This is a genomic window from Streptomyces aurantiaciflavus, from assembly GCF_049808595.1.
Taxonomy (GTDB): Bacteria; Actinomycetota; Actinomycetes; order Streptomycetales; family Streptomycetaceae; genus Streptomyces.
This window is the reverse complement of sequence record NZ_JBNCAQ010000040.1, coordinates 1-24,817: the sequence shown is the minus strand read 5'-3', so window position 1 is coordinate 24,817 and position 24,817 is coordinate 1. Positions and strand designations below refer to the sequence as shown.

At 71.5% G+C, this 24,817-nt stretch carries 20 protein-coding genes; 12 read left to right on the top strand and 8 right to left on the bottom strand.

All coding sequences use genetic code 11. The features are described from left to right. Positions 1-18: 18 nt before the first annotated feature. Positions 19-1,650 (top strand): L-glutamate gamma-semialdehyde dehydrogenase, encoded by a 1,632-nt coding sequence (pruA, locus tag ACPT94_RS35145; RefSeq protein ID WP_360351005.1) that lies wholly within the window; start codon positions 19-21, stop codon positions 1,648-1,650. A gap of 74 nt (positions 1,651-1,724) precedes the next feature. Beyond that, a complete protein-coding gene (locus ACPT94_RS35140) occupies positions 1,725-2,585 on the top strand; it encodes an alpha/beta fold hydrolase (protein WP_360351002.1) in 861 nt (286 codons plus the stop codon). A gap of 3 nt (positions 2,586-2,588) precedes the next feature. Here the strand turns inward: ACPT94_RS35140 and ACPT94_RS35135 are convergent, their stop codons facing one another. Both ACPT94_RS35135 and ACPT94_RS35130 read right to left on the bottom strand, forming a co-directional pair. Continuing rightward, positions 2,589-2,795, bottom strand: coding sequence for a DUF5988 family protein (locus ACPT94_RS35135; RefSeq protein ID WP_360350999.1), 207 nt, complete (start codon positions 2,793-2,795; stop codon positions 2,589-2,591). A 51-nt stretch (positions 2,796-2,846) separates the two neighbouring features. Next, a complete protein-coding gene (locus ACPT94_RS35130) occupies positions 2,847-3,857 on the bottom strand; it encodes a zinc-binding dehydrogenase (protein ID WP_425247708.1) in 1,011 nt (336 codons plus the stop codon). Positions 3,858-3,961: 104 nt separating this feature from the next. Between ACPT94_RS35130 and ACPT94_RS35125 the strand changes: the two genes are divergently transcribed. Together ACPT94_RS35125 and ACPT94_RS35120 are read left to right on the top strand one after the other, a co-directional pair. Then, on the top strand, positions 3,962-4,864 hold the full coding sequence (locus ACPT94_RS35125; protein WP_360350994.1) for a LysR family transcriptional regulator: 903 nt from the start codon (positions 3,962-3,964) through the stop codon (positions 4,862-4,864). 219 nt (positions 4,865-5,083) lie between these two features. Continuing rightward, positions 5,084-5,215: a hypothetical protein gene (locus ACPT94_RS35120; RefSeq protein WP_015493350.1), complete on the top strand. Its 132-nt coding sequence runs from the start codon at positions 5,084-5,086 to the stop codon at positions 5,213-5,215. A 78-nt stretch (positions 5,216-5,293) separates the two neighbouring features. Here ACPT94_RS35120 and ACPT94_RS35115 read toward each other — a convergent pair whose 3' ends face one another. Next, positions 5,294-6,856: a purple acid phosphatase family protein gene (locus tag ACPT94_RS35115; RefSeq protein WP_425247707.1), complete on the bottom strand. Its 1,563-nt coding sequence runs from the start codon at positions 6,854-6,856 to the stop codon at positions 5,294-5,296. Between the two features lie 131 nt (positions 6,857-6,987). Between ACPT94_RS35115 and ACPT94_RS35110 the strand changes: the two genes are divergently transcribed. The 6 genes from ACPT94_RS35110 to ACPT94_RS35085 all read left to right on the top strand — a co-directional run bounded on the left by ACPT94_RS35110 (position 6,988) and on the right by ACPT94_RS35085 (position 17,048). Next, complete coding sequence (locus ACPT94_RS35110) at positions 6,988-8,040, top strand: 3-isopropylmalate dehydrogenase (RefSeq protein WP_360350988.1); 1,053 nt, start codon at positions 6,988-6,990, stop codon at positions 8,038-8,040. 250 nt (positions 8,041-8,290) lie between these two features. Next, on the top strand, positions 8,291-9,379 hold the full coding sequence (locus ACPT94_RS35105; protein ID WP_360350985.1) for a branched-chain amino acid aminotransferase: 1,089 nt from the start codon (positions 8,291-8,293) through the stop codon (positions 9,377-9,379). 248 nt (positions 9,380-9,627) lie between these two features. Further along, positions 9,628-10,827, top strand: coding sequence for a TolB family protein (locus ACPT94_RS35100; RefSeq protein ID WP_425247706.1), 1,200 nt, complete (start codon positions 9,628-9,630; stop codon positions 10,825-10,827). 330 nt (positions 10,828-11,157) lie between these two features. After that, the gene (cimA, locus tag ACPT94_RS35095; RefSeq protein ID WP_360350979.1) at positions 11,158-12,795 is read left to right on the top strand and encodes a citramalate synthase; all 1,638 of its coding nucleotides are present in this window, start codon (positions 11,158-11,160) and stop codon (positions 12,793-12,795) included. A gap of 230 nt (positions 12,796-13,025) precedes the next feature. Continuing rightward, positions 13,026-15,599, top strand: coding sequence for a glycoside hydrolase family 3 N-terminal domain-containing protein (locus ACPT94_RS35090; RefSeq protein ID WP_360350976.1), 2,574 nt, complete (start codon positions 13,026-13,028; stop codon positions 15,597-15,599). A gap of 99 nt (positions 15,600-15,698) precedes the next feature. Further along, positions 15,699-17,048, top strand: coding sequence for a hypothetical protein (locus ACPT94_RS35085; protein ID WP_360350973.1), 1,350 nt, complete (start codon positions 15,699-15,701; stop codon positions 17,046-17,048). 147 nt (positions 17,049-17,195) lie between these two features. On the opposite strand, the gene ACPT94_RS35080 is transcribed toward ACPT94_RS35085, so the two are convergent. The 3 genes from ACPT94_RS35080 to ACPT94_RS35070 form a co-directional block, all read right to left on the bottom strand. After that, positions 17,196-17,978 (bottom strand): serine protease, encoded by a 783-nt coding sequence (locus ACPT94_RS35080; protein WP_360350970.1) that lies wholly within the window; start codon positions 17,976-17,978, stop codon positions 17,196-17,198. Between the two features lie 333 nt (positions 17,979-18,311). Continuing rightward, positions 18,312-18,803 (bottom strand): GNAT family N-acetyltransferase, encoded by a 492-nt coding sequence (locus ACPT94_RS35075; protein WP_360350967.1) that lies wholly within the window; start codon positions 18,801-18,803, stop codon positions 18,312-18,314. Positions 18,804-18,818: 15 nt separating this feature from the next. Continuing rightward, the gene (locus tag ACPT94_RS35070) at positions 18,819-20,912 is read right to left on the bottom strand and encodes a tetratricopeptide repeat protein (RefSeq protein ID WP_425247705.1); all 2,094 of its coding nucleotides are present in this window, start codon (positions 20,910-20,912) and stop codon (positions 18,819-18,821) included. Positions 20,913-20,996: 84 nt separating this feature from the next. Here ACPT94_RS35070 and ACPT94_RS35065 point away from each other — a divergent pair, with 84 nt between their 5' ends. After that, entirely contained in the window at positions 20,997-21,584 is a 588-nt protein-coding gene (locus ACPT94_RS35065) for a YdeI/OmpD-associated family protein (RefSeq protein WP_425247704.1), read from the top strand. Between the two features lie 7 nt (positions 21,585-21,591). Here ACPT94_RS35065 and ACPT94_RS35060 read toward each other — a convergent pair whose 3' ends face one another. Both ACPT94_RS35060 and ACPT94_RS35055 read right to left on the bottom strand, forming a co-directional pair. Beyond that, positions 21,592-22,230 (bottom strand): hypothetical protein, encoded by a 639-nt coding sequence (locus ACPT94_RS35060; RefSeq protein WP_360350962.1) that lies wholly within the window; start codon positions 22,228-22,230, stop codon positions 21,592-21,594. Between the two features lie 89 nt (positions 22,231-22,319). Continuing rightward, positions 22,320-22,931, bottom strand: coding sequence for a YceI family protein (locus ACPT94_RS35055; protein ID WP_360350959.1), 612 nt, complete (start codon positions 22,929-22,931; stop codon positions 22,320-22,322). A gap of 386 nt (positions 22,932-23,317) precedes the next feature. Between ACPT94_RS35055 and ACPT94_RS35050 the strand changes: the two genes are divergently transcribed. Further along, a partial coding sequence (locus ACPT94_RS35050) for an acyl-CoA carboxylase subunit beta (protein WP_425247703.1) occupies positions 23,318-24,817 on the top strand: 1,500 nt, incomplete at its 3' end.

The following is a 24,817-nucleotide window of genomic DNA, read 5'->3' as shown; positions in this document are numbered from 1 at the left end:
TAAGGAGTTACGGAACACATGGACGCTGTGACCCAGGTCCCCACCCCCGTCAACGAGCCGGTGCACGGCTACGCCCCCGGCTCGCCCGAGCGCGCCCGGCTGGAGGCCAAGCTCAAGGAGCTGGCCGACAACCCGATCGACCTGCCCTGCACCATCGGCGGCGAGAAGCGGATGGGCGGCGGCGAGCGGTTCGACGTCGTGCAGCCGCACAACCACAAGGCCCGCCTCGGCACGTACGCCAACGCCACCCGGCAGGACGCCCAGGACGCCATCGACGCGGCCCTCGCCGCCGCGCCCGCCTGGCGCGCGATGTCCTTCGACGACCGCGCGGCGATCATCCTGCGCGCCGCCGAGCTGCTGGCCGGCCCGTGGCGCGAGACGCTCGCCGCCTCCACCATGCTCGGCCAGTCGAAGACCGCCCAGCAGGCCGAGATCGACACCCCCTGCGAGCTGGTCGACTTCTGGCGCTTCAACGTCCAGTACGCCCGCCAGATCCTGGCCGAGCAGCCCCCGGCCAACTCCCCGGGCGTGTGGAACCGCCTCGACCACCGCCCGCTGGAGGGCTTCGTCTACGCGATCACGCCGTTCAACTTCACGGCGATCGCGGGCAACCTGCCGACGGCCCCCGCCCTCATGGGCAACGTCGTCGTGTGGAAGCCGTCCCCGACGCAGACCCACGCCGCCGTGCTGCTCATGCAGCTGCTGGAGGAGGCCGGTCTGCCCAAGGGCGTCATCAACCTCGTCACCGGCGACGGCATCGAGGTCTCCGAGGTCGCCCTGGTCCACCGCGACCTCGCCGGCATCCACTTCACCGGCTCGACCAAGACCTTCCAGTACCTGTGGAAGACGGTCGGCAACAACATCGAGAAGTACCGCGCCTACCCGCGCCTGGTCGGCGAGACCGGCGGCAAGGACTTCGTCGTCGCCCACCCGAGCGCCGACCGCGCCGTGCTGAAGACCGCCCTGACCCGCGGTGCCTTCGAGTACCAGGGCCAGAAGTGCTCCGCGACCTCCCGCGCGTACATCCCGGCGTCCATCTGGAACTCCGGCTTCAAGGAGGAGTTCGCGGCCGAGGTCGACTACATCACCATGGGCGACGTCACCGACCTGTCCAACTTCATCGGCGCGGTCATCGACGAGCGCGCCTTCGCCAAGAACAAGGCCGCGATCGACCGGGCGAAGTCCGACCCGGCGTGCACGATCGTCGCGGGCGGCTCCTACGACGACTCGGTCGGGTACTTCGTCCGCCCGACCGTCATCGAGTGCACCGACCCGGAGAACGAGGTCTTCACCACCGAGTACTTCGGCCCGATCCTCGCCGTGCACGTCTACGAGGACGAGAAGTACGACGAGATGCTGACGCAGATGGAGTCGGTGTCCGACTACGCGCTGACCGGCTCGGTCATCGCGGGCGACCGCGCCGCCGCGGCCTCCACCATGGACAAGCTGCGCTACGCGGCCGGCAACTTCTACATCAACGACAAGTCGACCGGTGCCGTCGTCGGCCAGCAGCCCTTCGGCGGCGGCCGCGCCTCCGGCACCAACGACAAGGCCGGCGCCCCGCAGAACCTGACGCGCTGGACCCTGACCCGCTCCATCAAGGAGACCCTGGTCCCGCCGACCGACTACACCTACCCGCACATGGGCTGACAGCCCGCGCCCCGGACGGGCCGGGTCCGCACGGACCTGGCCCGTCCGCGTGTCCGCGGGGGCAGACTGGGCCCATGACGTGGACGGAAGCGACGGTGACGGCCGACGACGGCGTAGGGCTGTGGGCGGCACAATCGGGCGAGGGCGAGCCGCTGGTGCTGTGCCACGGCGGGCCCGGACTGTGGGACATGTTCGAGGACATGGGCGGCGCACTGACCGACCGCTGCACGGTGATCCGCTGGGACCAGCGCGGCTGCGGACGCTCGCAGCGGTGCGACGGGCCCTGGACGAGCGAGCGGTTCGTGGCCGATCTGGACGCCGTGCGCGCCCACTTCGGCTTCGACCGGATCGCGCTGCTCGGTCACTCCTGGGGCGCCCAACTGTCGTTGAGCTACGCGCTCGCGCATCCGGAGCGGGTGAGCACGCTGGTGTACGTGTCGGGAACGGGCATCGGACCGGACGCCGACTGGCACCCGGCGTACCGGGAGAACTTCCTCGCCCGGCTCGGTGAACGGCCCGAACGGCTCGCCCGCTGGCAGTACTTGATGGACCGTCAGTCCGTGACGGACGAGGAGGCGCGGGAGCGGGCCGTGCTCCAGTGGTCGATCGAGTTCGAGGACCGTGAGCGGGACCTGGAGCACGCGGGGCGCATGGCCGACCCCTGGTTCGCGATCAACACCGAGTGCAACAAGGCCCTCGGCGAGGAGCGGAGGCGCACCTGGGGCACACCCGGGCTGTACGCCGCCTGCCAGGCCCTCCGCGTGCCCGTGCTGATCGTCGACGGCGCCCGGGACGTCCGGCCCCGCTCGGCGGTGGACTCCCTGGAGCGGGCCCTGCCCGACGTACGCCGGGTGATCCTGCGGGAGGCGGGCCACCTGCCGTGGACGGAGGACCCGAAGGGCTTCGGGGAGGCGGTGGCGTCGGCGGTGCGGTGAACGCTACCCGGCGAACTCGGTCCGCTCCCACCACTCGTACACGGGCAGCCTGCCCTCCGAGGTGTCCGCCTCCCGCGCGGTCGCCCGGAAGTGTTCGTATCCGCCGAGGAACTCGATCTTCACGTCGGACCCGGGAGGCGGGACCGGGACGATCCGTTCGGGCAGATCCTTCGGACCACCCTCGAGAAGTGCTTTGGCCGTGTCGCTCATGACCTCACCGTTCCCGTTGCCGGAACCCGATGTCGCCTCCCGCGCCCAGGATCAGCCGAGTGGGCGATCCGTCGCCCGCACCAGGATCTTCCCCGTGTTCCCGCCCCGCAGCATCAGCAGGAACGCCTCCACGATCCGCCCGAAGCCGTCCACCACCGTCTCGTCCAGCTCGAGCGCCCCGCTGAGCAGACGCGGCACGGCGAACTCGTACAACTCCTCCTGCACGTCCCGGTGGTTGCTCACCAGGAAGCCCTCGATGCGCAGGCTCTTCTCCACCACGTCGGCGTGGTCGAACAGGACCGGTGGCGCGTCGGGGGTGTTGTACTGGCCGACCGTGCCGACGCGGACCACGCGCCCGTGCGCACGCAGCGCGCCGATCGCCGCGCCGAGGTGCTCGCCGCCGACGTTGTCGACGAAGACGTCGATGCCGGCCGGGGCGGCCTTGGCCAGCAGGTCGGCGACGGGGCCGGAGCGGTGGTCGAAGGCCTCGTCGTAGCCGACCCGTTCGGTCAGGTAGCGGGCCTTCTCCGGGGTGCCCGTGCTGCCGATCAGCCGGCCTGCGCCGAGGAGGCGGGCGAAGCGGCCGGTGGCGGTGCCGACCCCGCCCGCCGCCGCGGAGACGAACAGGTCGTCGCCCTCGCGGAGTCGGGCGATACGCGTCAGGCCGACGTAGGCCGTCAGGCCGGTGCCGCCGAGGAGGCCGAGGTACGCGGAGAGCGGCACGCCCTCGTGGTGCGGCAGGCGTCGGACCTCCTCGGGGCGGACCACCGCGTGGGTGCGCCAGCCCTGGCGGTGGAAGACGATCTCCCCCTCGGGGAGTGCGACCGGGTCACGGGTGGCGACGATCCGGCCGAGGGTGCGGCCCTCCAGCGGGGCGTTCAACTCGAAGGCCCCGTCCATCATTTCGCGGTGGTAGGGATCGACCGACCAGTAGAGGTTCTCGACCAGGGCCGTGCCCGGCGTGGGCTCCGGGACGGGGGAGTCGACGAAGCGGAAGTGGTCGGGGGTGGGGAAGCCGGTCGGGCGGGCGGTCTGCTGCACGGTGAGCGCGGTGTCGGTCATGGGAGGCGACCGTAGGGAGGAATGCGCCGGGGTGGGGAGAGGGTTGGCCTCATGGAACGGGGCGGTCCATGAGGCGCCCTCATGGTCGCAGGTGGGAGACGTGGATGAGCTCGGTCGATCTTGCGCCGCAGGAGTTGCGGACCCTGGTGGCGGTGGCCGACGAGGGGGGCTTCACGGCAGCCGCCGTCCGGCTCGGCGCCACCCAGTCCGCCGTCTCCCACGCGGTGCGGGGCATCGAGGACAAGCTGGGCGTCGTGCTGTTCGAGCGCGGACGGTTCGGGGCCCGGCCCACACCGGCCGGCGCGCGGGCCGTGGCGCACGCGCGCCGGGTCCTGCGGATGCTGGAGGTACTGGTCGCCGAGACACGGGGCACCGGGACGCACCGACTCGCCGGGCCCCTGCGCGTCGCCGCCTTCCGCAGCGCCGCCCTGTATCTGCTGCCGCCCGTCCTGGAGCGCCTGGCCGCGCGCCACCCGGGGATCGAGGTGACCGTCACGGTCGTACGGGAGATCGGTCCCGGTACCGCCGGCGAGGTGGCCGAGGGACGGGCCGACCTCGGCATCGCGACCCTCGGCACCAGCTCGCCGATCCCGCCCGAGCTGGTCGGCGACGTCCTGCTGGAGGAGCCGTACGCGCTGGTGCACCCGGCCGGGCATCCCGATCCGCGCTCGCTGCCGCTCGTCGACTGGCAGGAGAACTGCTCCTCGTACACGCGGCAGTGGTGGGCCGCCCAGGACTGGATCCCGGCCGCGACCGTGCGCGCCGAGGACGACGGAGCGGTGCTGTCGATGGTCGGCAGCGGGCTCGGCATGGCGATCATGCCCGAACTGTCCCTCACCCAGGTGCCGCAGGGGCTGCGGATCACCGACCTGGGCCCCACCCGCCCCACCCGCCGCATCGGTTACGTCACCACCCCGGAACTCGCCGCCACGACCGCCGTCCGTGCCCTCGTCCGAGAGCTGCGCGCCCGTGCGAAACCGCGGAATCCGCAGGTCAGCGCCGTGTGAGCCATTGCACTGTCTCAGATAGTAGGAAGCCCAAGTATTTGTGGAGACAGCGGCGCGCTGCTCCCTTACGTTTGTAGGAGCCGAACGTCTCGCTCGATCCAGCGAATGGCGGTCGTGAGCCGGGCCCCGTGCAGGCAATCCCTGCGGCACCGCTCCCCGCCCACCGGCGTCTCGTAACCCTTTCCGCACTCCCTGGTTTGTCGAAGGAGTCGATTTCCCATGGCCGAGACGACCGTCCGCCGCCGAGTCCGTCACGTCTCCCGTACGAGCGAGTCCGACCGCAAGAACGCCGCAGCCGCCCTCCAGCGCGCCCTCGACCGCCGTGACAACGGCGGCGAGACGGGCCACTGAGCCGCCGAGGCCTCACTGAGCCCCCTGTGATCCGGGAGCCGCGCCCGCCCGGGGTGCGGCGCGGACCTGAGCGGGACCTCAGGCTCCGCGCCGCACCTCGAAACGGTCGATCCGCGCGCCGTCCGAGGCGCGCGCCGACACCGTCAGCCGGGGCGCCGGACCACCGACCGCCTCCACGCTGAGGAACGAGTAGCCGCGGTAGCGCACCCGCGACCACTCCACGGTCTCCGCCGCCGTGTCCCGGGACTTGGTCCACCGGAACGAGGCCACGGCCTCATGCGCGGTGACGTGCCCCTCGTAGCTCTCCAGCACGCCCGCCGGGAAGCCGTGCAGGTTACGGCGGCCGCCGCCGCCCGCGGTGACGTAGACGGTCCCGTCCCTCGCCGGATCGGTGGACCCGCCGACCGGCACCGCGCGCCCGACCTGACCGTCCTTCACGGCGTCCGTCCGCTCGTACACATGGTTGTGCCCGTTGATCACCAGGTCCACCCGGTACTGGGCGAACAGCGGCAGCCACTGCGCGCGCACCCCGCCGTCCGAGGCGTGCGCGGAGGTCGAGTAGGCGCAGTGGTGGAAGAACACGACGACGAAGTCGACGTTGTCCGCCGCCCGCAGCGCGGCCAGCGTCCGCCTCAGCCACGCCGTCTGCCGGCCTTCCGTGTGCCCGAGGTTGGCGGGGATCTCGTACGACACGTCGTTCGCGTCCAGCGCCACGACACCGACGTTGCCGTACGTGAAGGTGTACGCGCCCGGGGTCGTACGCGGGGCGAAGCCGCTCTCCGGCAGGGAGAACCGGGCGAGTTGGCCGCCGTAGCCGTCGGGGGAGTACCAGGCCTCCATGTCGTGGTTGCCGGTCGTCACCATCCACGGCACCGACCGGGCCACCGGTTCGCTCTGCCGGAGGAACCCGTCCCAGGCCGTCGGGTCGTAGGCGTCGGACGTCCTGCCCCGCCCGGCGGCGTTCGCGTAGCAGATGTCACCCGCGTGCAGGTGGAAGGCGGGCTTCTCGCGCAGCAGCAGCCGGTCGACGGCGGCCGCCTCCCGACCGACGCCCTGGTCGCCGAAGGCGGTGAACACGAACCGCTCGGGGCGCGCCGGCGCCGTACGGAACGACGTGATCGTGGCGCGGTGCTCCGGCGCGGCCGGGTCGAAGCCGTCGTGGCCGACGCCGTAGTAGTACGTCGTGCCGGGCAGGAGGTCGTCCAGGGCGGCGTGCACGTAGTACTGGTCGACGGCTTCGCGCACGCCCTCGACACCAGGGGTGCGCAGGGCGCGCACCTCCGCCCCGGTCCGGCCGCCGAGGTCGTCGGGGCGGGTGCCGAACCTGATGTACGGGCGGCGCACGGCGGACGGGACCTGCCAGGAGACGCGCATCTGCGTCCGCGGGTCGGCGCCGAAGGAGAGGTGGCGGCCGAAGGGGGTGACGGCCCGGCCGGGGGCCTGAGCGAGGGAGGAGTTGGAGTGGGTGGGGGCGGCGGTGCCGGTCGGTCCCGAGCAGCCGGTGAGCAGTCCGCCCGCCACCGCGCCCGCCGTCACCAGCGTCCGGCGCCGGGTCAGCCGCGTGCGCAGGTACTCGTACTGCTCCGCCATGCTCATCCGCTCGGCGAGCCGGGGCGGAATGCCGACGTCCGGTGTCTCCATGGGCCCTACCTTCCCGTACGCCCCGTCGCGCGTCCGGCGAACCGGTGAACGCGACCGTGCGGACCCACGCCGTATGTCCGTATGACGGACGTGCCGTGTCATCCCATGGGACGAGGAGTAGGGTGCTGTGCATGTCGGCAAGCTCTCGCATCCTCAATCTCGCAGTGATCCCCGGTGACGGCATCGGCCAGGAGGTCGTGGCCGAAGGTCTCAAGGTCCTCTCCGCCGTCCTTCCGCAGGATGTGAAGCTGGAGACCAAGGAGTACGACTTCGGCGCCAAGCGCTACCACGCCACCGGTGAGACCCTCACCGACGCCGACCTCGACGCGCTGAAGCAGCACGACGCCATCCTGCTCGGCGCGATCGGCGACCCGAGCGTCCCCTCCGGCGTCCTGGAGCGCGGCTTCCTGCTCAAGCTCCGCTTCGCCTTCGACCACCACGTCAACCTGCGGCCCAGCAAGCTCCTCCCGGGCGTCGCCACCCCGCTCGCCGGTGAGCCGCAGATCGACTTCGTCGTCGTCCGCGAGGGCACCGAGGGCCCCTACACCGGCAACGGCGGCACCATCCGCAAGGGCACCGAGCACGAGGTCGCCACCGAGGTCTCCGTCAACACGGCCTTCGGTGTCGAGCGTGTGGTCCGTGACGCCTTCGCCCGTGCCCAGGCCCGCCCGCGCAAGAAGCTCACGCTGGTCCACAAGAACAACGTGCTGACCTTCGCGGGTCACCTGTGGACGAACATCTTCAACAAGGTGGCCGCGGAGTTCCCCGAGGTCACCACCGACTACATCCACGTCGACGCCGCGACCATCTACCTGGTCACCGACCCCGGCCGCTTCGACGTGATCGTCACCGACAACCTCTTCGGCGACATCATCACCGACCTCGCCGCGGCCGTCTCCGGCGGCATCGGCGTCGCGGCGAGCGGGAACATCAACCCGTCCGGCGCGTACCCCTCGATGTTCGAGCCCGTCCACGGCTCGGCCCCCGACATCGCCGGCCAGGGCAAGGCCGACCCCACCGCCACGGTCCTCTCCGTCGCCCTCCTCCTGCGGCATCTGGGCTACGACGCCGAGGCGACCCGCATCGAGGACGCCGTCTCCGCCGACCTCGCGGAGCGCACCGGCAAGCCCGCCCGCAGCACCTCGGAGATCGGCGACGCCCTCTCCGTACGAGTAGCCGGCTGACCCCGCCGCGCTGTTCCTCGCTTTCCCAGCCGCCGGGTCGCATCCGCACCCGGCGGCTTTTCGTATGCGGTCGCCGGGTGCCACCATCAATCCTGGGCCGCATTCACCCCGTTTTCTTCCGCCGCGCGCCCCGCGAGATAATCGAACGCGGAGCCGCGGATTGAGGGAATGCTCGGACGTCCTAGCACTGGCCACCGGCCGTGCGGGAGTGGAAGCGGCCCGTCACTACAACGGTGAAGGACAACTACTCATGACGACGCCCACGATCGAGCTCAAGCCCTCCGCCAGCCCGCTCTCCGACGCCGAGCGCGAGGCGATCCTGACCAACCCCGGTTTCGGCCGCCACTTCACCGACCACATGGTGACGATCAAGTGGACCGAGGGCCGGGGCTGGCACGACGGCCAGCTCGTTCCGTACGCGCCGATCCCCCTCGACCCGGCCACGAACGTCCTGCACTACGCCCAGGAGATCTTCGAGGGCCTCAAGGCCTACCGCCGCCCCGACGGCTCCGTCGCCACCTTCCGCCCGGACCAGAACGCCAAGCGCTTCCAGCGTTCCGCCCGCCGCCTCGCCATGCCCGAGCTACCGGTCGAGACGTTCGTCGAGGCCTGCGACGTCCTCGTCCAGCAGGACAAGGCGTGGGTGCCGGCCCACGGCGGCGAGGAGTCCCTCTACCTGCGCCCCTTCATGATCGCGACCGAGGTCGGCCTGGGGGTGAAGCCGGCCAACGAGTACCTCTTCCTGGTCATCGCCTCCCCGGCCGGCGCGTACTTCGCCGGTGGCGTGAAGCCGGTGTCGATCTGGGTCTCCGAGGACCGCGTCCGCGCCGTCCCCGGCGGCATGGGCGACGCCAAGACCGGCGGCAACTACGCCGCTTCCCTCCTCGCCCAGGCCGAGGCCGCAGCCAAGGGCTGCGACCAGGTCTGCTACCTCGACGCGGTCGAGCACCAGTGGGTCGAGGAACTCGGCGGCATGAACCTGTACTTCGTGTACGGCGACAAGATCGTCACGCCGTCCCTGACCGGTTCCATCCTCGAGGGCGTCACCCGCGACAGCCTCCTCACCGTCGCCCGCGACCTCGGCTACGAGGCCGAGGAGGGCCGCGTCTCCGTCGAGCAGTGGCAGCGCGACTCCGAGAACGGCACGCTGACCGAGGTCTTCGCCTGCGGCACCGCCGCCGTCATCACCCCGGTCGGCACGGTCAAGCGCGCCGGCGCCGAGTGGAAGCAGTCGGACGGCGAGCCCGGCGAGGTCACCCTCAGGCTCCGCCAGGCGCTGCTGGACATCCAGCGCGGCACGGCCGAGGACAAGCACGGCTGGATGCACCAGCTCGGCTGACGCCCTCAGCAGGCCTTTCGTCAGGCCTCTCCTCAGGCCTTTCACCGCGTATCTCCGCAGGTCTCCTCAACGGCCGGGACGGCGGGGGCCGTTCGTCCGACACGGACGGCCTCCCCGCGCGAGACGCCTGAATCCCCGTCCAGGTTGTACGCGTTACGGCGGATTGACCCCGGTTCCCATGATGCGGTTGCATCCCTGTGGCCCTCGGCGCTGGGCCGGGGGAAACGCGTCCAATGGGGGGACAGGTCATGGGGGACGACAGCCGCACGAGAGCTGTACGCACGAACCGTGCGTACGACGGCGGAGGCCGACGCGCCTTACCGCGCGGCGCCGCCACGGCGGGCGCACTGGCCGCGCTCCTGAGCGCGGCCGCCCTGCCGCCGGCGTCGGCGGCGCCGCACGGCCACGGGATCCAGCGGGCCAGCACCGCGGCGGACGGCGCCCAGTTGACCACGGCGTCGCGCGGGGGCGCCGTCAGCGCCGACGGGCGGTACGTGGCCTACACGACGGAATGCGGGGGCGTCACCCGCGACTGCGTCCAGGTCAAGGACCTGCGCACCGGCGCGGTGGAGGAGGTCCCCGTCTCGGGTGCGGAGACGGGGAGCGTCACGATCAGCCCCGACGCCCGCCACGTGGGCTACACGCAGGGCGTCTACCACTACTTCACGGCGTACGTCCACGATCGCCGCACCGGCGAGGTCCAGCGGCTGTGGCCGGCGGAGCCGCCGACCGACACCAGGTACGAGAGCAGCGGCCTCACCGGGTTCAGCGCCGACGGCGAGGAGGTGGCGTACACCCTCGGCAACCGGCACGACGGCTCGCGCCATCTCTTCGTCCGCGACCTGGCCACCGGCGCCGAGGAGCAGATCGACCCGATGGACCACCCCGGCTGGATCACCGGCGGACGGCTCAGCGCGAACGGCCGGTACGTGGCGTACGGGACGCAGACGGGTCACGTGTCGTCGTCGGCCCTGTACGTCAAGGACCGCGTCACGGGGGAGACCCGGCGCTTCGACACCGCGCCCGACGGCACGCCCTCCGACGGCTCCTCCGACATCGTCGACATCTCCGGCGACGGCCGCCGGGTGCTGTTCAACTCGTCGGCGACCAACCTGTTCCCGGGCGAGCCCTCGCCCGCGCGGCGTCAGGCCTACGTGGCCGACCTGGCCACCGGCCGCATCCACCGGGTCGGCGCTGCCGGGGCGGCGGCCGTCTCGGCCGACGGCAGCGGCCGGTTCGCCCTGCTGCGGCAGGAGGGCGCCCTCGTGCTGCACGACCTGCGCACCGGCCGGCAGCGCACGGTGGCCCCGGCCGAGGCGTCCGCCACAGCCGACACCGACGCGGTCGCGCGGCACGGCCGCAGGGTCGTCTTCACCTCGTCCGCCGCCGACCTGGTCCCGGACGACACCAACGGGGTCTCGGACGTGTTCGTCCGCCGCACCCGCTGAGCGCACGGCACTCACCTCCGACCAGGGGAGTGCTCGCATCCTGAGACGACCGGTGAGCACGGGGACAGGTTGTGCCAGACTGCCCCCGTGCTCTCGTTCGCCACGATTATTGGCAGCAGGCGCGCCGGTCCGCAGTGACCGCCACGTACGACCACGTACGGGCGGCCGCCGTCGTCCTCGACCCGCGCGCAGACCTCTCGCACCCGCGAGAGGTTTTTCGCATTTCTGGCCCACCCACAGCCGGGAGCGAGAGTGCGCGGGAGCATTGGGGGGACGGTGGAGCCGGTCATTCCGGTAAGACCGAAGATCCACAACAGGAGCCTTGAGACCATGACCGAGACCGCAACCAGCGAGCTCGACGACTCGTTCCACGTCTTCGACACGACCCTGCGCGACGGCGCACAGCGCGAGGGCATCAACCTCACCGTCGCCGACAAGCTCGCGATCGCACGGCACCTGGACGACTTCGGCGTCGGCTTCATCGAGGGCGGCTGGCCCGGCGCCAACCCGCGCGACACCGAGTTCTTCGCGCGGGCCCAGCAGGAGATCGAGTTCCGGCACGCCCAGCTGGTCGCCTTCGGCGCCACGCGCCGGGCGGGTGCGAAGGCGGCCGAGGACCCGCAGGTCAAGGCGCTCCTGGACTCCGGCGCGTCGGTGATCACCCTCGTCGCGAAGTCCCACGACCGGCATGTGGAGCTCGCCCTGCGCACCACGCTGGACGAGAACCTGGAGATGGTCAGGGACACGGTCTCGTACCTGAAGTCCCAGGGCCGGCGGGTCTTCGTCGACTGCGAGCACTTCTTCGACGGCTACCGGGCGAACCCCGAGTACGCGAAGGCGGTCGTCCGCACGGCCTCGGAGGCCGGCGCCGACGTCGTCATCCTCTGCGACACCAACGGCGGCATGCTCCCGGCCCAGGTCCAGGCGGTCGTCTCGACCGTCCTGGCCGACACGGGCGCCCGGCTCGGCATCCACGCCCAGGACGACACGGGCTGCGCGGTCGCTAACACCCTCGCCGCGGTGGACGCCGGCGCCACCCACGTCCAGTGCACGGCCAACGGCTACGGCGAGCGCGTCGGCAACGCCAACCTGTTCCCCGTCGTGGCGGCCCTGGAACTGAAGTACGGCAAGAAGGTCCTCCCCGAGGGCCGTCTCCGCGAGATGACGCGCATCTCGCACGCCATCGCGGAGGTCGTGAACCTCACCCCCTCCACCCACCAGCCGTACGTGGGCGTCTCCGCCTTCGCCCACAAGGCCGGACTGCACGCCTCCGCCATCAAGGTCGACCCGGACCTGTACCAGCACATCGACCCCGAGCTGGTCGGCAACACCATGCGGATGCTGGTCTCCGACATGGCGGGCCGCGCCTCGATCGAGCTCAAGGGCAAGGAACTCGGCATCGACCTCGGCGGCGACCGCGAGCTGGTCGGCCGGGTCGTGGAGCGCGTCAAGGAACGCGAACTCAAGGGCTACACCTACGAGGCGGCCGACGCGAGCTTCGAACTGCTCCTGCGCACCGAGGTCCAGGGCGGCAAGCCCCTGCGCTACTTCGAGGTCGAGTCCTGGCGCGCGATCGTCGAGGACCGCCCCGACGGCACCCACGCCAACGAGGCCACCGTCAAACTCTGGGCCAAGGGCGAACGCATCGTCGCCACGGCCGAGGGCAACGGCCCGGTCAACGCCCTCGACCGAGCCCTGCGCGTCGCCCTGGAGAAGATCTACCCCCAGCTCGCCAAGCTCGACCTCGTCGACTACAAGGTCCGCATCCTGGAGGGCGTCCACGGCACCCAGTCCACCACCCGCGTCCTGATCTCCACGACGGACGGCGCGGGCGAGTGGTCCACGGTAGGCGTCGCGGAAAACGTCATCGCCGCCTCCTGGCAGGCCCTGGAGGACGCGTACACGTACGGGCTGCTGCGCGCGGGAGTGGAGCCGGCGGAGGTCTCCGGCGGCCGGCTCGTGGATTAGGGCCCGGCATCGAGGCGGGACGCTGCAGGCGGTCTGGGGCTCTGGCTCCCAGACCCGCCGGCGCACTGGCGGCAGCCAGGTCCGACGGGGGGAACCTCCCGCACTGCCTCGCGCTTCCCTGGCGAGTCGTCTTTACCGATGAACTGACCGTCATTTGACTCACGGCGTGATCCACGTCCTGAGTGACCCGTGAGGGTTCGGCAGTGATTCAGGGAGCCGAGGGAAGGCCCATGCGAAGAACCGCCCTGCTCGTCTCAGCGGCCCTGCTCGCCACCCTGTCGCCGCTGTCCTCGGCCGGCGCCGCCGACGACCCGGCGCCGGCCACCGGATCCGCCGGCTACGCCGTCAGGCTCCCGGCCGGGGCGGGCGGCGACTTCGCCATGGACGGCGTCGAGTTGTACGGCAGGGCCGACCGGTCCCGCCGGGCCACCGTCACGACCGACTCCGCCGTGTACCCGGTGGTCGAGGGCGGCACGGCGACCGTGCGGCTCACCCTCGCCACCACCGGCTCCGTCCCGACCGACGCCCCCGTGACCGTCGCGTACCGGACGACGGGCGGCACCGCCGAGCCCGGCAGGGACTACACGCCGATCACCGGCACCCTCACCTTCCCGGCGGGCACCGCCTCCGGCGCCTCCCGCACCCTGGAGATCCCCACCCTCGGGGACGAGGCCGCCGAAACCGCCGAGACCATCCCCCTCGAGCTGACCGTCACCGGCGCCAAGCCCCCGGCCGAGACCCCGCAGGTCGTCGTCGACGCCCACCGACTGCCGTACCTCGACAGCGGGTTGCCCGTGCACCAGCGCGTCGCCGATCTGCTCTCCCGCATGTCCCTGGAGGAGAAGGCCGGCCAGATGACCCAGGCCGAGCGCGAAGCGCTCACCGCACCCGGCGACATCGCCGCGTACGGCCTCGGCTCGCTCCTCTCCGGCGGCGGCTCGGCCCCGACGCCCAACACCCCCGAGGCGTGGGCGAAGATGATCGACGCCTTCCAGCTCCGGGCGCGGGCCACCCGGTTCCAGATCCCGCTGATCTACGGCGTCGACGCCGTCCACGGCCACAACAACCTGGCCGGCGCCACGGTCATGCCGCACAACATCGGCATCGGCGCGAGCCGCGACCCCCGACTCGCCCACGACACGGGCGCGGTGACCGCCGCCGAGGTCCGCGCCACCGGCATCCCCTGGGACTTCGCCCCCTGCCTCTGCGTCACCCGCGACGAACGCTGGGGCCGCTCCTACGAGTCCTTCGGCGAGGACCCCGCCCTCGTCCAGTCGATGGAGACGGTCGTCCAGGGCCTCCAGGGCGCCCGCGACGGCAGGGACCTCAAGGACGGCGACAAGGTCCTCGCCACCGCCAAGCACTTCGTCGGCGACGGCGGCACCGGGTACGGCTCCTCCACCACCGGCAGCTACACCATCGACCAGGGCGTCACCGAGGTCACCCGGCAGCAGCTGGAGACCGTCCACCTGGCGCCGTACCAGGAAGCAGTCGACCGGGGCGTCGGGACCGTCATGCCCTCCTTCTCCTCGCTCGACCTCGCCGGCGACGGACAGGGCCCGGTCAGGATGCACGCCCGCGCCGACATGATCAACGGCGTGCTCAAGGGCCGTATGGGCTTCGACGGTTTCGTGATCAGCGACTGGGCCGCCATCGACCAGCTCCCCGGCGACCACGCCTCCGACGTCCGCACGTCGGTCAACGCCGGACTCGACATGATCATGGTCCCGTACGCCTACAAGCGCTTCCGCGCGACCCTCGTCGACGAGGTGCGCGCGGGCCGCGTCAGCGAGCGGCGCGTCGACGACGCCGTCTCCCGCATCCTCACCCAGAAGTTCCGGCTCGGCCTCTTCGAGCAGCCGTACGCCGACACCTCCGGCGCCTCCCGGATCGGCTCCGCCGACCATCGTGCCGTCGCCCGCCGGGCGGCCGCCGAGTCCCAGGTGCTCCTGAAGAACGCGGGCGGCGTCCTGCCCCTGAGGACGTCGCAGAAGCTCTACGTCACCGGCTCGGGCGCCGACGACATGGGCAACCAGACCGGCGGCTGGACGATCACCTGGCAGGGCTCGTCCGGAGACATCACCCCCGGCACGACGATCCTGGAGGGCCTGCGCCAGGCCGGCGGCGAGGTCACGTACTCCCCGGACGCCTCCGCGCCCACGGCCGGCCACGACGTCGGCGTGGTCGTCGTCGCGGAGACCCCGTACACCGAGGGCGTGGGAGACGTCGGCAACGGCCACGACCTGGAGCTCTCCGCCGCCGACCGGGCCGCCGTCGACAAGGTGTGCGCCGCGATGAAGTGCGCGGTGCTGATCGTCTCCGGGCGCCCCCAGCTCGTCGGCGACCGGCTCGACGCCATCGACGCCCTGGTCGCGTCCTGGCTCCCGGGCACCGAGGGCGACGGCGTCGCCGACGTCCTCTTCGGCCGGCTGCCCTTCACCGGGCAGCTCCCCGTCACCTGGCCGAGATCCGAGGCCCAGCTGCCGATCAACGTCGGCGACACGTCGTACGACCCGCAGTTCCCGTACGGCTGGGGCCTGACCACGCTGACGGCGGTCCCGTCGGGCGGCGCGGGCACGCTGCACACCCTCGGCGTCGCGGCCGCGGCGGCCGAACGGGCGGGCGAAGACGAGGCGGGCCGGGCCGCGGTCACCGAGGCGCGGCTGCTCGTCCAGCGGAGGATCGGCGGGCACATCACGGCGGCCGTCGCCGGCCCCTTCGCCGCCGCCGACCACCTGCTGCTGACCGGACGGTACGAAGAGGCGGTGCGCAGGCTGACGGAGGCATATCGGAAGGCCGGGTAGAGAGAGGGCCGGGTAGCGGGGAGGCCCGATAGAGAGAAGCCGGGTAGAGAGGGGTCCATCGAATGCCCTAATTTGGTCCAATTCGGGTAGCGTCGAAGTATGAAGGTCGCATCATCGGCCCGAGTCTTCGCCGGACTGCTCCTCGCGCTCGCGCTCGCCGCCCTGACCCTGCTGTCGGCGGGCGCCTCGCGCGCGTCGGCGGACAGCAGTGTGTCGACGATCGCCGAAGCCCTGCGGGAGAGCCCCGTCTACGTCGACCCGGAGGCGTCCGGGATCCTCTCGCAGGCGGACGCGAACGCGCTGCGGAAGAAGATCGAGGCCGCCGACAAGCCCGTCTTCGTCGCGGTCCTCCCGGCCGGCCATCCGACCGTGAACCTCTTCACCGACCTGCGCACCGCCACCGGCGTGACCGGCCTGTACGCCATCCGCCTGGGCGACCGCTTCGACGCCCGCGCCGACTCCGTGGTCCTGCCGAACGCGGCCGTGCGCAACCTCGTCACCAGCGTCCGGGGCGAGACCGACGCCCGCGCCCAGCTGGACGACTTCACCGACCGTGCCCTGGCCAACATGGGCGGCTCGGCTCCCGCGAGCTGGAGCTCCTCGGACGGCACCGGCGGGGTCTCGTACACCGGGCTGATCACGGCGGGCGCGGTCCTGGTGGCCGGCGGCGCGGGCGCGTACACCCTCGTGCGGCGCAACCGCCGGCGGCACGTGGAGGAGCAGCGGGCCGCCCTCGAACGGCTTCGGGTCGTCGTGGACGAGGACATCACGGCCTTCGGCGAGGAGCTGGACCGCCTCGACTTCCACCCGTCCGAGCCGGGCGCCGACGACGCCATGCGCGCCGACTACGAGCGCGCCCTGGACGCCTACGAGCAGGCCAAGTCGTCGATGGCGGCCGCGATGAAACCGGAGGACGTGCGCGCCGTCACCCAGGCCCTGGAGGACGGCCGGTTCTCCCTGGCCCGGCTCGCGGCCCGCAGGGCGGGCAAGCCGCTGCCCGAGCGCCGCCCGCCCTGCTTCTTCGACCCGCGCCACGGCCCCTCGGTCGCCGACGCCACCTGGGAGCCGCCCGGCGGGGCCCCGCGCGAGGTCCCGGTCTGTGCGGCGGACCGGACGCGGCTGGCGGACGGCCGCGACCCGGTCATGCGCGAGGTCGACACCGACTACGGCCGCCGCCCGTACTGGGAGGCGGGCCCGGCCTACGGCCCCTGGGCGGGCGGCTACTTCGGTGGCGGCATCCTGCCCGGCCTTCTCGTCGGCACCCTCCTCGGCAGCATGATGGCCACCCCCTCCTACGCCGCCGACTACGGCAGCGGCTACGGCGACTTCGGCGGCGGCTACGAGGGCGGCGACGTGTCCGGCGCGGACTTCGACACCGGCAGCTTCGGCGACTTCGGCGGCGGGGGAGGGGACTTCGGCGGCGGCGGGGACTTCGGCGGAGGTTTCTGAGTCCGGCCCCGGACCTGCGGACACGGGAACGGGCCCGGCGCGGTGCGCGCCGGGCCCGTGGAACGTCGTACGAACTGCTGTGAGAGGCGAGATGCGTGCCGGTGTACGTCGACGTGCCTCGATGTCAGCGGTGTGCGTCGCCGTGCGTCAGAGGGAGGCCGCTGCCGAGGCGATGGCCGAGGCGAACGTGGAGACCTCGGTGTAGACGCCGGGCGCGTTGGGCCGGGCGCAGCCGATGCCCCAGCTGACGATGCCGACCTGGATCCAGGCGTTGTTGGCGTCGCGGCGGAACATCGGGCCGCCGGAGTCGCCCTGGCAGGTGTCGACGCCGCCGGCGGCGTAACCGGCGCAGATCTCCTCGGCGGCGATCAGGCCGCTGTAGCCGCTGTAGGAACGGCAGGTGGCGTCGCTGACGAACGGCACGGTGGCCTTGAGCAGGTAGCGCTGCTGGGAGCCGCCCTCGGTGGCCGCGCCCCAGCCGGCGACGGTGAAGGTGCCGGTGTTGTACTGCGTGGTGGTGGCGATCTTCAGCGTCGGCAGGTTGATGGGCTGCGCGAGCTTGATGAGCGCCCAGTCCTTGCCGTCGCCGTTGTAGCCGGGGGCCCGGTACACGTACGTGGAGCGGACCTGGACGCGGCCGGAGGTGGACTGCAGGTCCACGACGCCGGCGGTGGCGGTGATGCTGGTGTTGGGGCCGGTCGAGCCCACGCAGTGGGCGGCCGTGAGCACGATCTGCTGGGTGTACAGCGCGCCGCCACAGCCCATGGAGAGCCGGACCATGAACGGGAACTCGCCCTGCGCGGCGCGGGTTCCGCCGACGACGGGCGAGGGGGCGGCCTGCGCGGCCGAGAGGGGCTGAAGGCTGACGATCGCGAGGGCGGCGGCGCCGACGACCGCGAATCTCTTGAGCGCCGTGAGGAGTCTCTTCACCGTGCTGCCTTCCGTGGGGGGACGGGGTTGATTGACGCGCCCATGACAACAGTGGCCACCAAGAAAAGCCCATTTGCTGGCATGGGCAGGTCAAATCTGTTGCTGGATTATGAGAACGCCCCAAGCCTTCACACAAGGGGTGCGATTCAGCCAGGCTCCGTCGCGACGAGCGGGCGCGAGGTCTTCCGGGAACTCCCAGGAGCCCACCGGGTCGGCCGCCAGGGCGGAGGGAAAGCGGTCGGCCCGCAGCACATCGACCACCACGGCGACGGACGCCCCCTCGCCCGCCTCACCGATCCCGGCGAACTCGAACGCCGCCTGTCCGCAGGCCCGTTACCCGACCACCGGCGCCTGCGCGGCAAGCTCCTCGAGAGGCCCGCCGCTCAGCCGGCACACCTTCCACTCGTCCAGCAGCTCCACCCCGAGGGACTTGTAGAAGTCGATCGTCGGCCGGTTCCACTCCAGCACCCACCACTCGAACCGCTCGTACCCGCTCCGCGTACAGATCGCGGCGAGCGCGGCGAGCAACGCCTTGCCGTACCCCGCACCCCGGGCCCGCGGTCGCACGTACAGATCCTCGAGATGCATGCCCCGAGTGCCGGTCCACGTCGAGAACAGCGGAAACCACAGCGCGTACCCCACGACCTCCCCGCTCGCGTCATCCTCCGCGATCATCGCGTACGCCGCGGGCCGCTCCCCGAACAACGCCTCCCGAAGCTGCTCCTCCGTGGCCCGCGCCTGCTCGACGGCCCGTTCGTAGTCGGCGAGTTCGCGGATCATCGCGCGGATCTCGGGGATGTCGTCCTTCGTGGCGTCTCGGATCATGCCAAGGATCCTGGGTCAGCGGCCCGATCCGTGTCCAGGACTTTCGGCCTCGTGCCGGGCCTCGGCTGCCTCGCTCGCGGCGCCGGCGTGGTGGTAGACCTCGGCCGCCGCCTCGAAGGCTTCCGCGGCCTCCTCGTCGCGGCCCAGGGAACGGAGGACGTGACCCAGGCTCAGACACGATGCCGCAGCGCCGTGCCAGTCGCCGAGGTCTCCGTAGAGTCGTGCGGCGTGCCGGTACTCGTCGGCGGCCTCCTCGGCACGGCCGGCCGTCATCCGGAGCGTGCCCAGGATCCCTCGCGTGGGCGCCTCCGCGGGTTTGTCGCCCGCGTCGACGTGGATGCCCAGTGCCTGGGTCACAGCCTCATGGGCCTCGTCGAGACGGCCGAGAGCGCCGAGCGTGGCGCCCCGGTTGGTCAGCGTCATGGCGGCGCGGCGGCGATCACCCAGCGCGCCGAAGAGACGCAGGCTCTGCTCCTGTGCGTCGAGCGCCTCCGCGTACCGGCCCAGGCTGTGCAGCACGGCTCCGAGGTCGCCCCAGCATCTCCCTTCGGCGTTCTGCTTCCCCAGCACGGCGAACGCCCGTTGCGCCAACCGCAGAAGACCGACGGCCTCCTCGCCCCGGCCGAGGCCGTTCAGGCACACCGCGAGCGACTGGCCCGCCGCCGCCGTGGCTCCGTGGTCGCCGAGGCGCTGGGCGGTGCGGAGCGCGGCCACCACCACCTTCAGCCAGTCGTCGAAGGACCGGCGCAGTTGCAGATACGGCTGGAGGGCGAGCGCCAGTGTCATGGCTTTCTCCGCCAGCCCCGGCGGGTCCGTGTCCGTCCACTGCGTCAGACCGATGAGGGTCTGTCGCTCCAGATCGAGCCAGCTCAGCGCATGCTGGTAGTTGCCTTCGAACAGGTCGGGCCCGGTGTCCGGTGCATGGGGGCGGAGGTGTTCGACGGCGGACAGCACGGCGAGCCCGGAGAAGGACATGAGCCGTTCCCGGGCGCCGTCGGCCTCCCTTGCCGTGCCCGGGTCCTCGGCCGAGACGTTGCGCACGTACAGCTGGACGAGGTCGTGCATCCGCCAGTACGCCCCACCGGGAGCCGTCGTCAGGAGCGACGCGGCGACCAGGTCCTCCAGAAGGGGGCTCAGCTCCTCCTGCCCCATACCGGTGAGCGCGACCGCCGACCCCACCCACACGTCCGGAGTCGGAGCATGCGCCAACGCCCGCAGCACGCGCGCCGCTTCCGGCTCCAGCCGCCGGTACATCACGTCGAACACCGGCCGTACCGCGAGATCCCCGAACCGCAGCGTCCGCACCCGGTCGGCCGCGGCCCGCAGCTCCGCGGTCAGCGTGGTGACCGGGCGCGGCCTACGGCGTCGTAGCAGCGCCGCCGCGATCAGCAGGGCGAGGGGCAGGTGCCCGCACAGCTCGGCCAGTTCACGCACCGCGTCCGGTTCGTCGGTGGCCCGCCGGTCCCCGGGATCGTGCTGACGCAGGGATCGGTCCACCAGCAGACAGGCGTCCTCGGGCTCCAGCGCTCCGATCGTGAACTGCCGTACCGGCAGGGAGTCCTGGACGTCCCGCGAGGTGATCAGGACCCGGTGGCCGGTGCCCTCCCCGGGCAGCAGTGGCGTGACCTGCGCCGGGTCGCAGACGTTGTCGAGCACGATCAACACCGGTTCGCGGCGGGCGAGTTCGGCACGGTACCGCCCGTACAGGTCGTCGCCGGTGTCCAACTGTCCCGGTCCGGCCAGAGTCCGCAGCAACGACAGCACTGCGTGATCGGCCGTAGCCGGGACCTCGTCGTACCCCCGCATGTCGACGAAGAGCGCCCCGCCGGGAAACCACCCCCGTTGCCGTGCCGTGTGCGCCACGTGCAGGGCGAGGGCGGTCTTGCCGACCCCGCCCAGTCCCGCGAGGGAGGAGACGGCGACATGGCCACCGCCGCCCGGATCGAGCACGCCCAGCAGCTGGTCGCTCTCCTGGTCCCGGCCGGTGAACACGGCCGGCGCGCCCAGCAGGTTGGACACCGCGCCGCCCCACGGCGCCCCGCGTGCCGCACCGGTGACCGGACCGAGGAACACACCGTCCCGGAAGTCGAAGTAGTCCCCGTCGGACACCAGCCCGCCCCCGTCCCCGGTCCGCCCGGCCGGCAGCCCGCCGTCAGGACAGTCTCCGGCCTATACCGCTCCTATGGTGCCCCCATGACCGCAGCAGACGACCCCATCCCCCCGGTCTCCCTCCCCTTCCCCTCCGCCCTCGCCCTCGACGCCTGGCTCAGCGCCCACCCCGCTCCTCACCCGGGCCTCTGGGTCAGGGTGGCCAAGAAGGGGGCCGCAACGACCTCCGTGACGGCTGCCGAGGTGAACGACATGGCGCTGTGCCACGGCTGGATCACCGGACAGCGCAAGGGACTCGACGGCTCGTTCTTCCTGCAGCGGATCACACCGCGCAGGCCGGGCAGCCTCTGGTCGGCGGTCAATGTGCGGCGGGTCGAGGAGCTCACCGCCGCCGGCCGGATGCGGCCCGGTGGTCTCGCGGAGGTGGCGGCGGCGCGGGCCGACGGGCGGTGGGCGGCGGCGTACGCGTCCCAGCAGGACGCCACCGTCCCCGAGGACCTCCTGGCCGCCCTGGAACGCAGTCCGCGGGCCAGGGCGGTCTTCGAGGGGCTCGGCCGGACCGACCGGTACCTCGCGATGCTGGGTGTGCTCCGGGCCCGGTCCCCGCATCGGCGAGCGGTGCACGTCGCGGCTGTCGTGGCCAGGCTGGAGGCCGCGGCCGGCCGTCCATGAGGGGCTGTCAGCCTTTCGCGGCCTCCTTCGCGAACTCCATCAGCCTCTCGAAGTCGATCGCTCCCGGATCCCCGTGCGCGTTCTCCGGCACGTGCATGTGTCCGCACACTCCCCGGAAGTCGTTCCACCGGGCCCCGCTCATCCGCTGGCCGGCGCCGTTCCCGGCGGACTTCGGGTACGGCGGCCACAGGGCCGGGCCGCGCAGGGGGACGCCGTGCTGGGTGTGCATCCAGGACAGGAAACGGGCGACGCCGAGCAGGGCCCAGTCCGGGGCCTTCGGCCAGTAGACGTGTGCCTTGCCGCTCTGCTGCCACTTGGTGTGGAGCGCGGGGTCGCAGGTGCCGGCCAGTTCGGCCTGGCAGACGTTCAGGGTGTTCGTCTCGACGCCGCCGGGCCTGTTGACGAGGGCCCGCGAGGAGATGTCGATGTCGAAGTGCTGGTACCACTTCAGCTTCTTGGCGGCGAGGTCGGGGACCGCCGTCAGGTTGGGCGCGGAGGCGCCGCCCCCGTAGTCGGGGAGGGAGCGGCCCTCCGTGGTGTGCAGGACGACGACGTTGACCTCCATGCGGGCGCCGTCGAAGTCGTCCTGGTACCAGTGGTCGCGGTTCGCGCCCGGGTAGTGCTGTGGCCCTGTCCTGGTGCTCATGGCGCCTCCTGTGTGGGGGATCCCCGGCCGTGCCGGCAGGGGCGCCCTGGTCAACGAGCGAGGCGCGGGACCGTGGCGTCGGCCCGGCGTCAGGCGTTCTTGATCGCCGAGATGTCGAAGTTCAGCTTGATCTTGTCGGAGACCAGGACACCGCCCGTCTCCAGCGCCGCGTTCCAGGTCAGACCCCACTCGGAGCGCAGGATCTCCGCCTTGCCCTCGAAGCCGACGCGCTCGTTGCCGAACGGGTCCTTGGCGGAACCGTTGAACTCCAGATCGATGGTGAGCGGCTTGGTGACGCCGAGGATGGTCAGGTCGCCGGTGATGCGGTAGTCGTCGCCGCCGAGCGCCTCCGCGCTGGTGGAGCGGAAGGTCATCTCCGGGAACTCCTCGATCTTGAAGAAGTCGGAGCTCTTCAGGTGGCCGTCACGGTCGGCGGACCCGGTGTCGATGCTGTCCATCGTGACGTCGATGGTGGCGGTGGACTTCGACGGGTCGGTGCCGTCCAGGTGCAGGGAGCCGGTGAAGTCGTTGAACTTGCCCTTGACGTTGGTGACCATCGCGTGCCGGGCGACGAAGCCGATCGTCGAGTGGGCGGCGTCGATCGTGTAGTCGCCGGTCAGGGCGGCGAGTTCCGGGTTCACGGCGGTGGCGGCGGGGGACTCGACGGGCTCGGTGGTGTTCTTGCGGCCGAAGATGCCCATGACGTGCTCCTTGGGGGACGGATCGATGCGAGACCGATGATGTTGAATGTTTAACTACCTCAACGGGAGTGACCCTAGACCTATTCCGTTCAATGTTCAACATCATCGGGGCCGTGTCGTCGACGGCTCGTTCCAGTCGCCTCCGCAGCCCGGCCCGGGGCGGGCTGGGCTCGTCCCGTCACCCGTCCGGGCGGCGCGCCACGCCGAGGGATGTGAACTGTGTCTCGCCGTGGAGCTTTGTGCGACCCCCACAACGGCCACGCCCTCTGAGCAGTCGGAATGCCTGCACGCCCCCCGGGTTCTGTTCAGGGGTACCAGGAAAACGCGTCGGAGACTGTACGGAGTCGACGTCTCGGTTTCCTTGGCGGGCTTCGTAAGGTCACTACATGACCGTTTTGGAAGAGACGACGGGTGAGCCGAGCGTGGAGCCCGCGGACGCGCGCGGGCGCGTGGCCGAGCTGCACGAGATCCGTGCGCAGGCGTTGGCCGGGCCGAGCGAGAAGGCGACCCAGGCGCAGCACGCCAAGGGCAAGCTGACCGCCCGGGAGCGTATCGAGCTGCTCCTGGACGCGGGGTCCTTCCAGGAGGTCGAGCAGTTGCGCCGGCACCGGGCGACCGGTTTCGGCCTGGAGGCGAAGAAGCCGTACACCGACGGTGTCATCACCGGCTGGGGCACGGTGGAGGGCCGTACGGTCTTCGTCTACGCCCATGACTTCCGTATCTTCGGCGGTGCGCTGGGCGAGGCCCACGCCACGAAGATCCACAAGATCATGGACATGGCCATCGCGGCCGGTGCGCCGCTGGTGTCGCTGAACGACGGCGCGGGCGCCCGGATCCAGGAGGGTGTCTCGGCGCTGGCCGGCTACGGCGGCATCTTCCAGCGCAACACCAGGGCCTCCGGCGTCATCCCGCAGATCAGTGTGATGCTCGGTCCGTGCGCGGGCGGCGCCGCCTACAGCCCGGCGCTGACGGACTTCGTGTTCATGGTCCGTGAGACCTCGCAGATGTTCATCACCGGCCCGGACGTGGTCAAGGCCGTCACCGGTGAGGAGATCACCCAGAACGGCCTGGGCGGCGCCGACGTGCACGCCGAGACCTCCGGTGTGTGCCACTTCGCCTACGACGACGAGGAGACCTGCATCGCGGAGGTCCGCTACCTCCTCTCCCTCCTGCCGCAGAACAACCGCGAGAACCCGCCGCGAGTGGAGTGCACCGACCCGGCCGACCGCCGCTCGGACGTCCTGCTCGACCTGGTCCCGGCGGACGGCAACCGCCCGTACGACATGACGAAGGTGATCGAGGAGATCGTCGACGACGGCGAGTACCTCGAGGTCCACGAGCGGTGGGCGCGCAACATCATCTGCGCCCTCGCGCGACTCGACGGGCAGGTCGTCGGGATCGTCGCCAACCAGCCGCAGACCCTGGCCGGTGTGCTGGACATCGAGGCCAGTGAGAAGGCCGCCCGCTTCGTGCAGATGTGCGACGCCTTCAACATCCCGATCATCACTCTTCTGGACGTCCCCGGCTTCCTGCCCGGCGTCGACCAGGAGCACGGTGGAATCATCCGCCACGGCGCGAAGCTGCTGTACGCCTACTGCAACGCGACCGTGCCCCGGATCTCCCTGATCCTGCGCAAGGCGTACGGAGGTGCCTACATCGTCATGGACAGCCAGTCCATCGGGGCGGACCTCACCTACGCCTGGCCGACCAACGAGATCGCCGTGATGGGCGCCGAGGGCGCCGCCAACGTCATCTTCCGCCGCCAGATCGCCGAGGCCGAGGACCCCGAGGCCATGCGGGCCCGCATGGTCAAGGAGTACAAGTCCGAGCTGATGCACCCCTACTACGCGGCCGAACGCGGCCTGGTCGACGACGTCATCGACCCC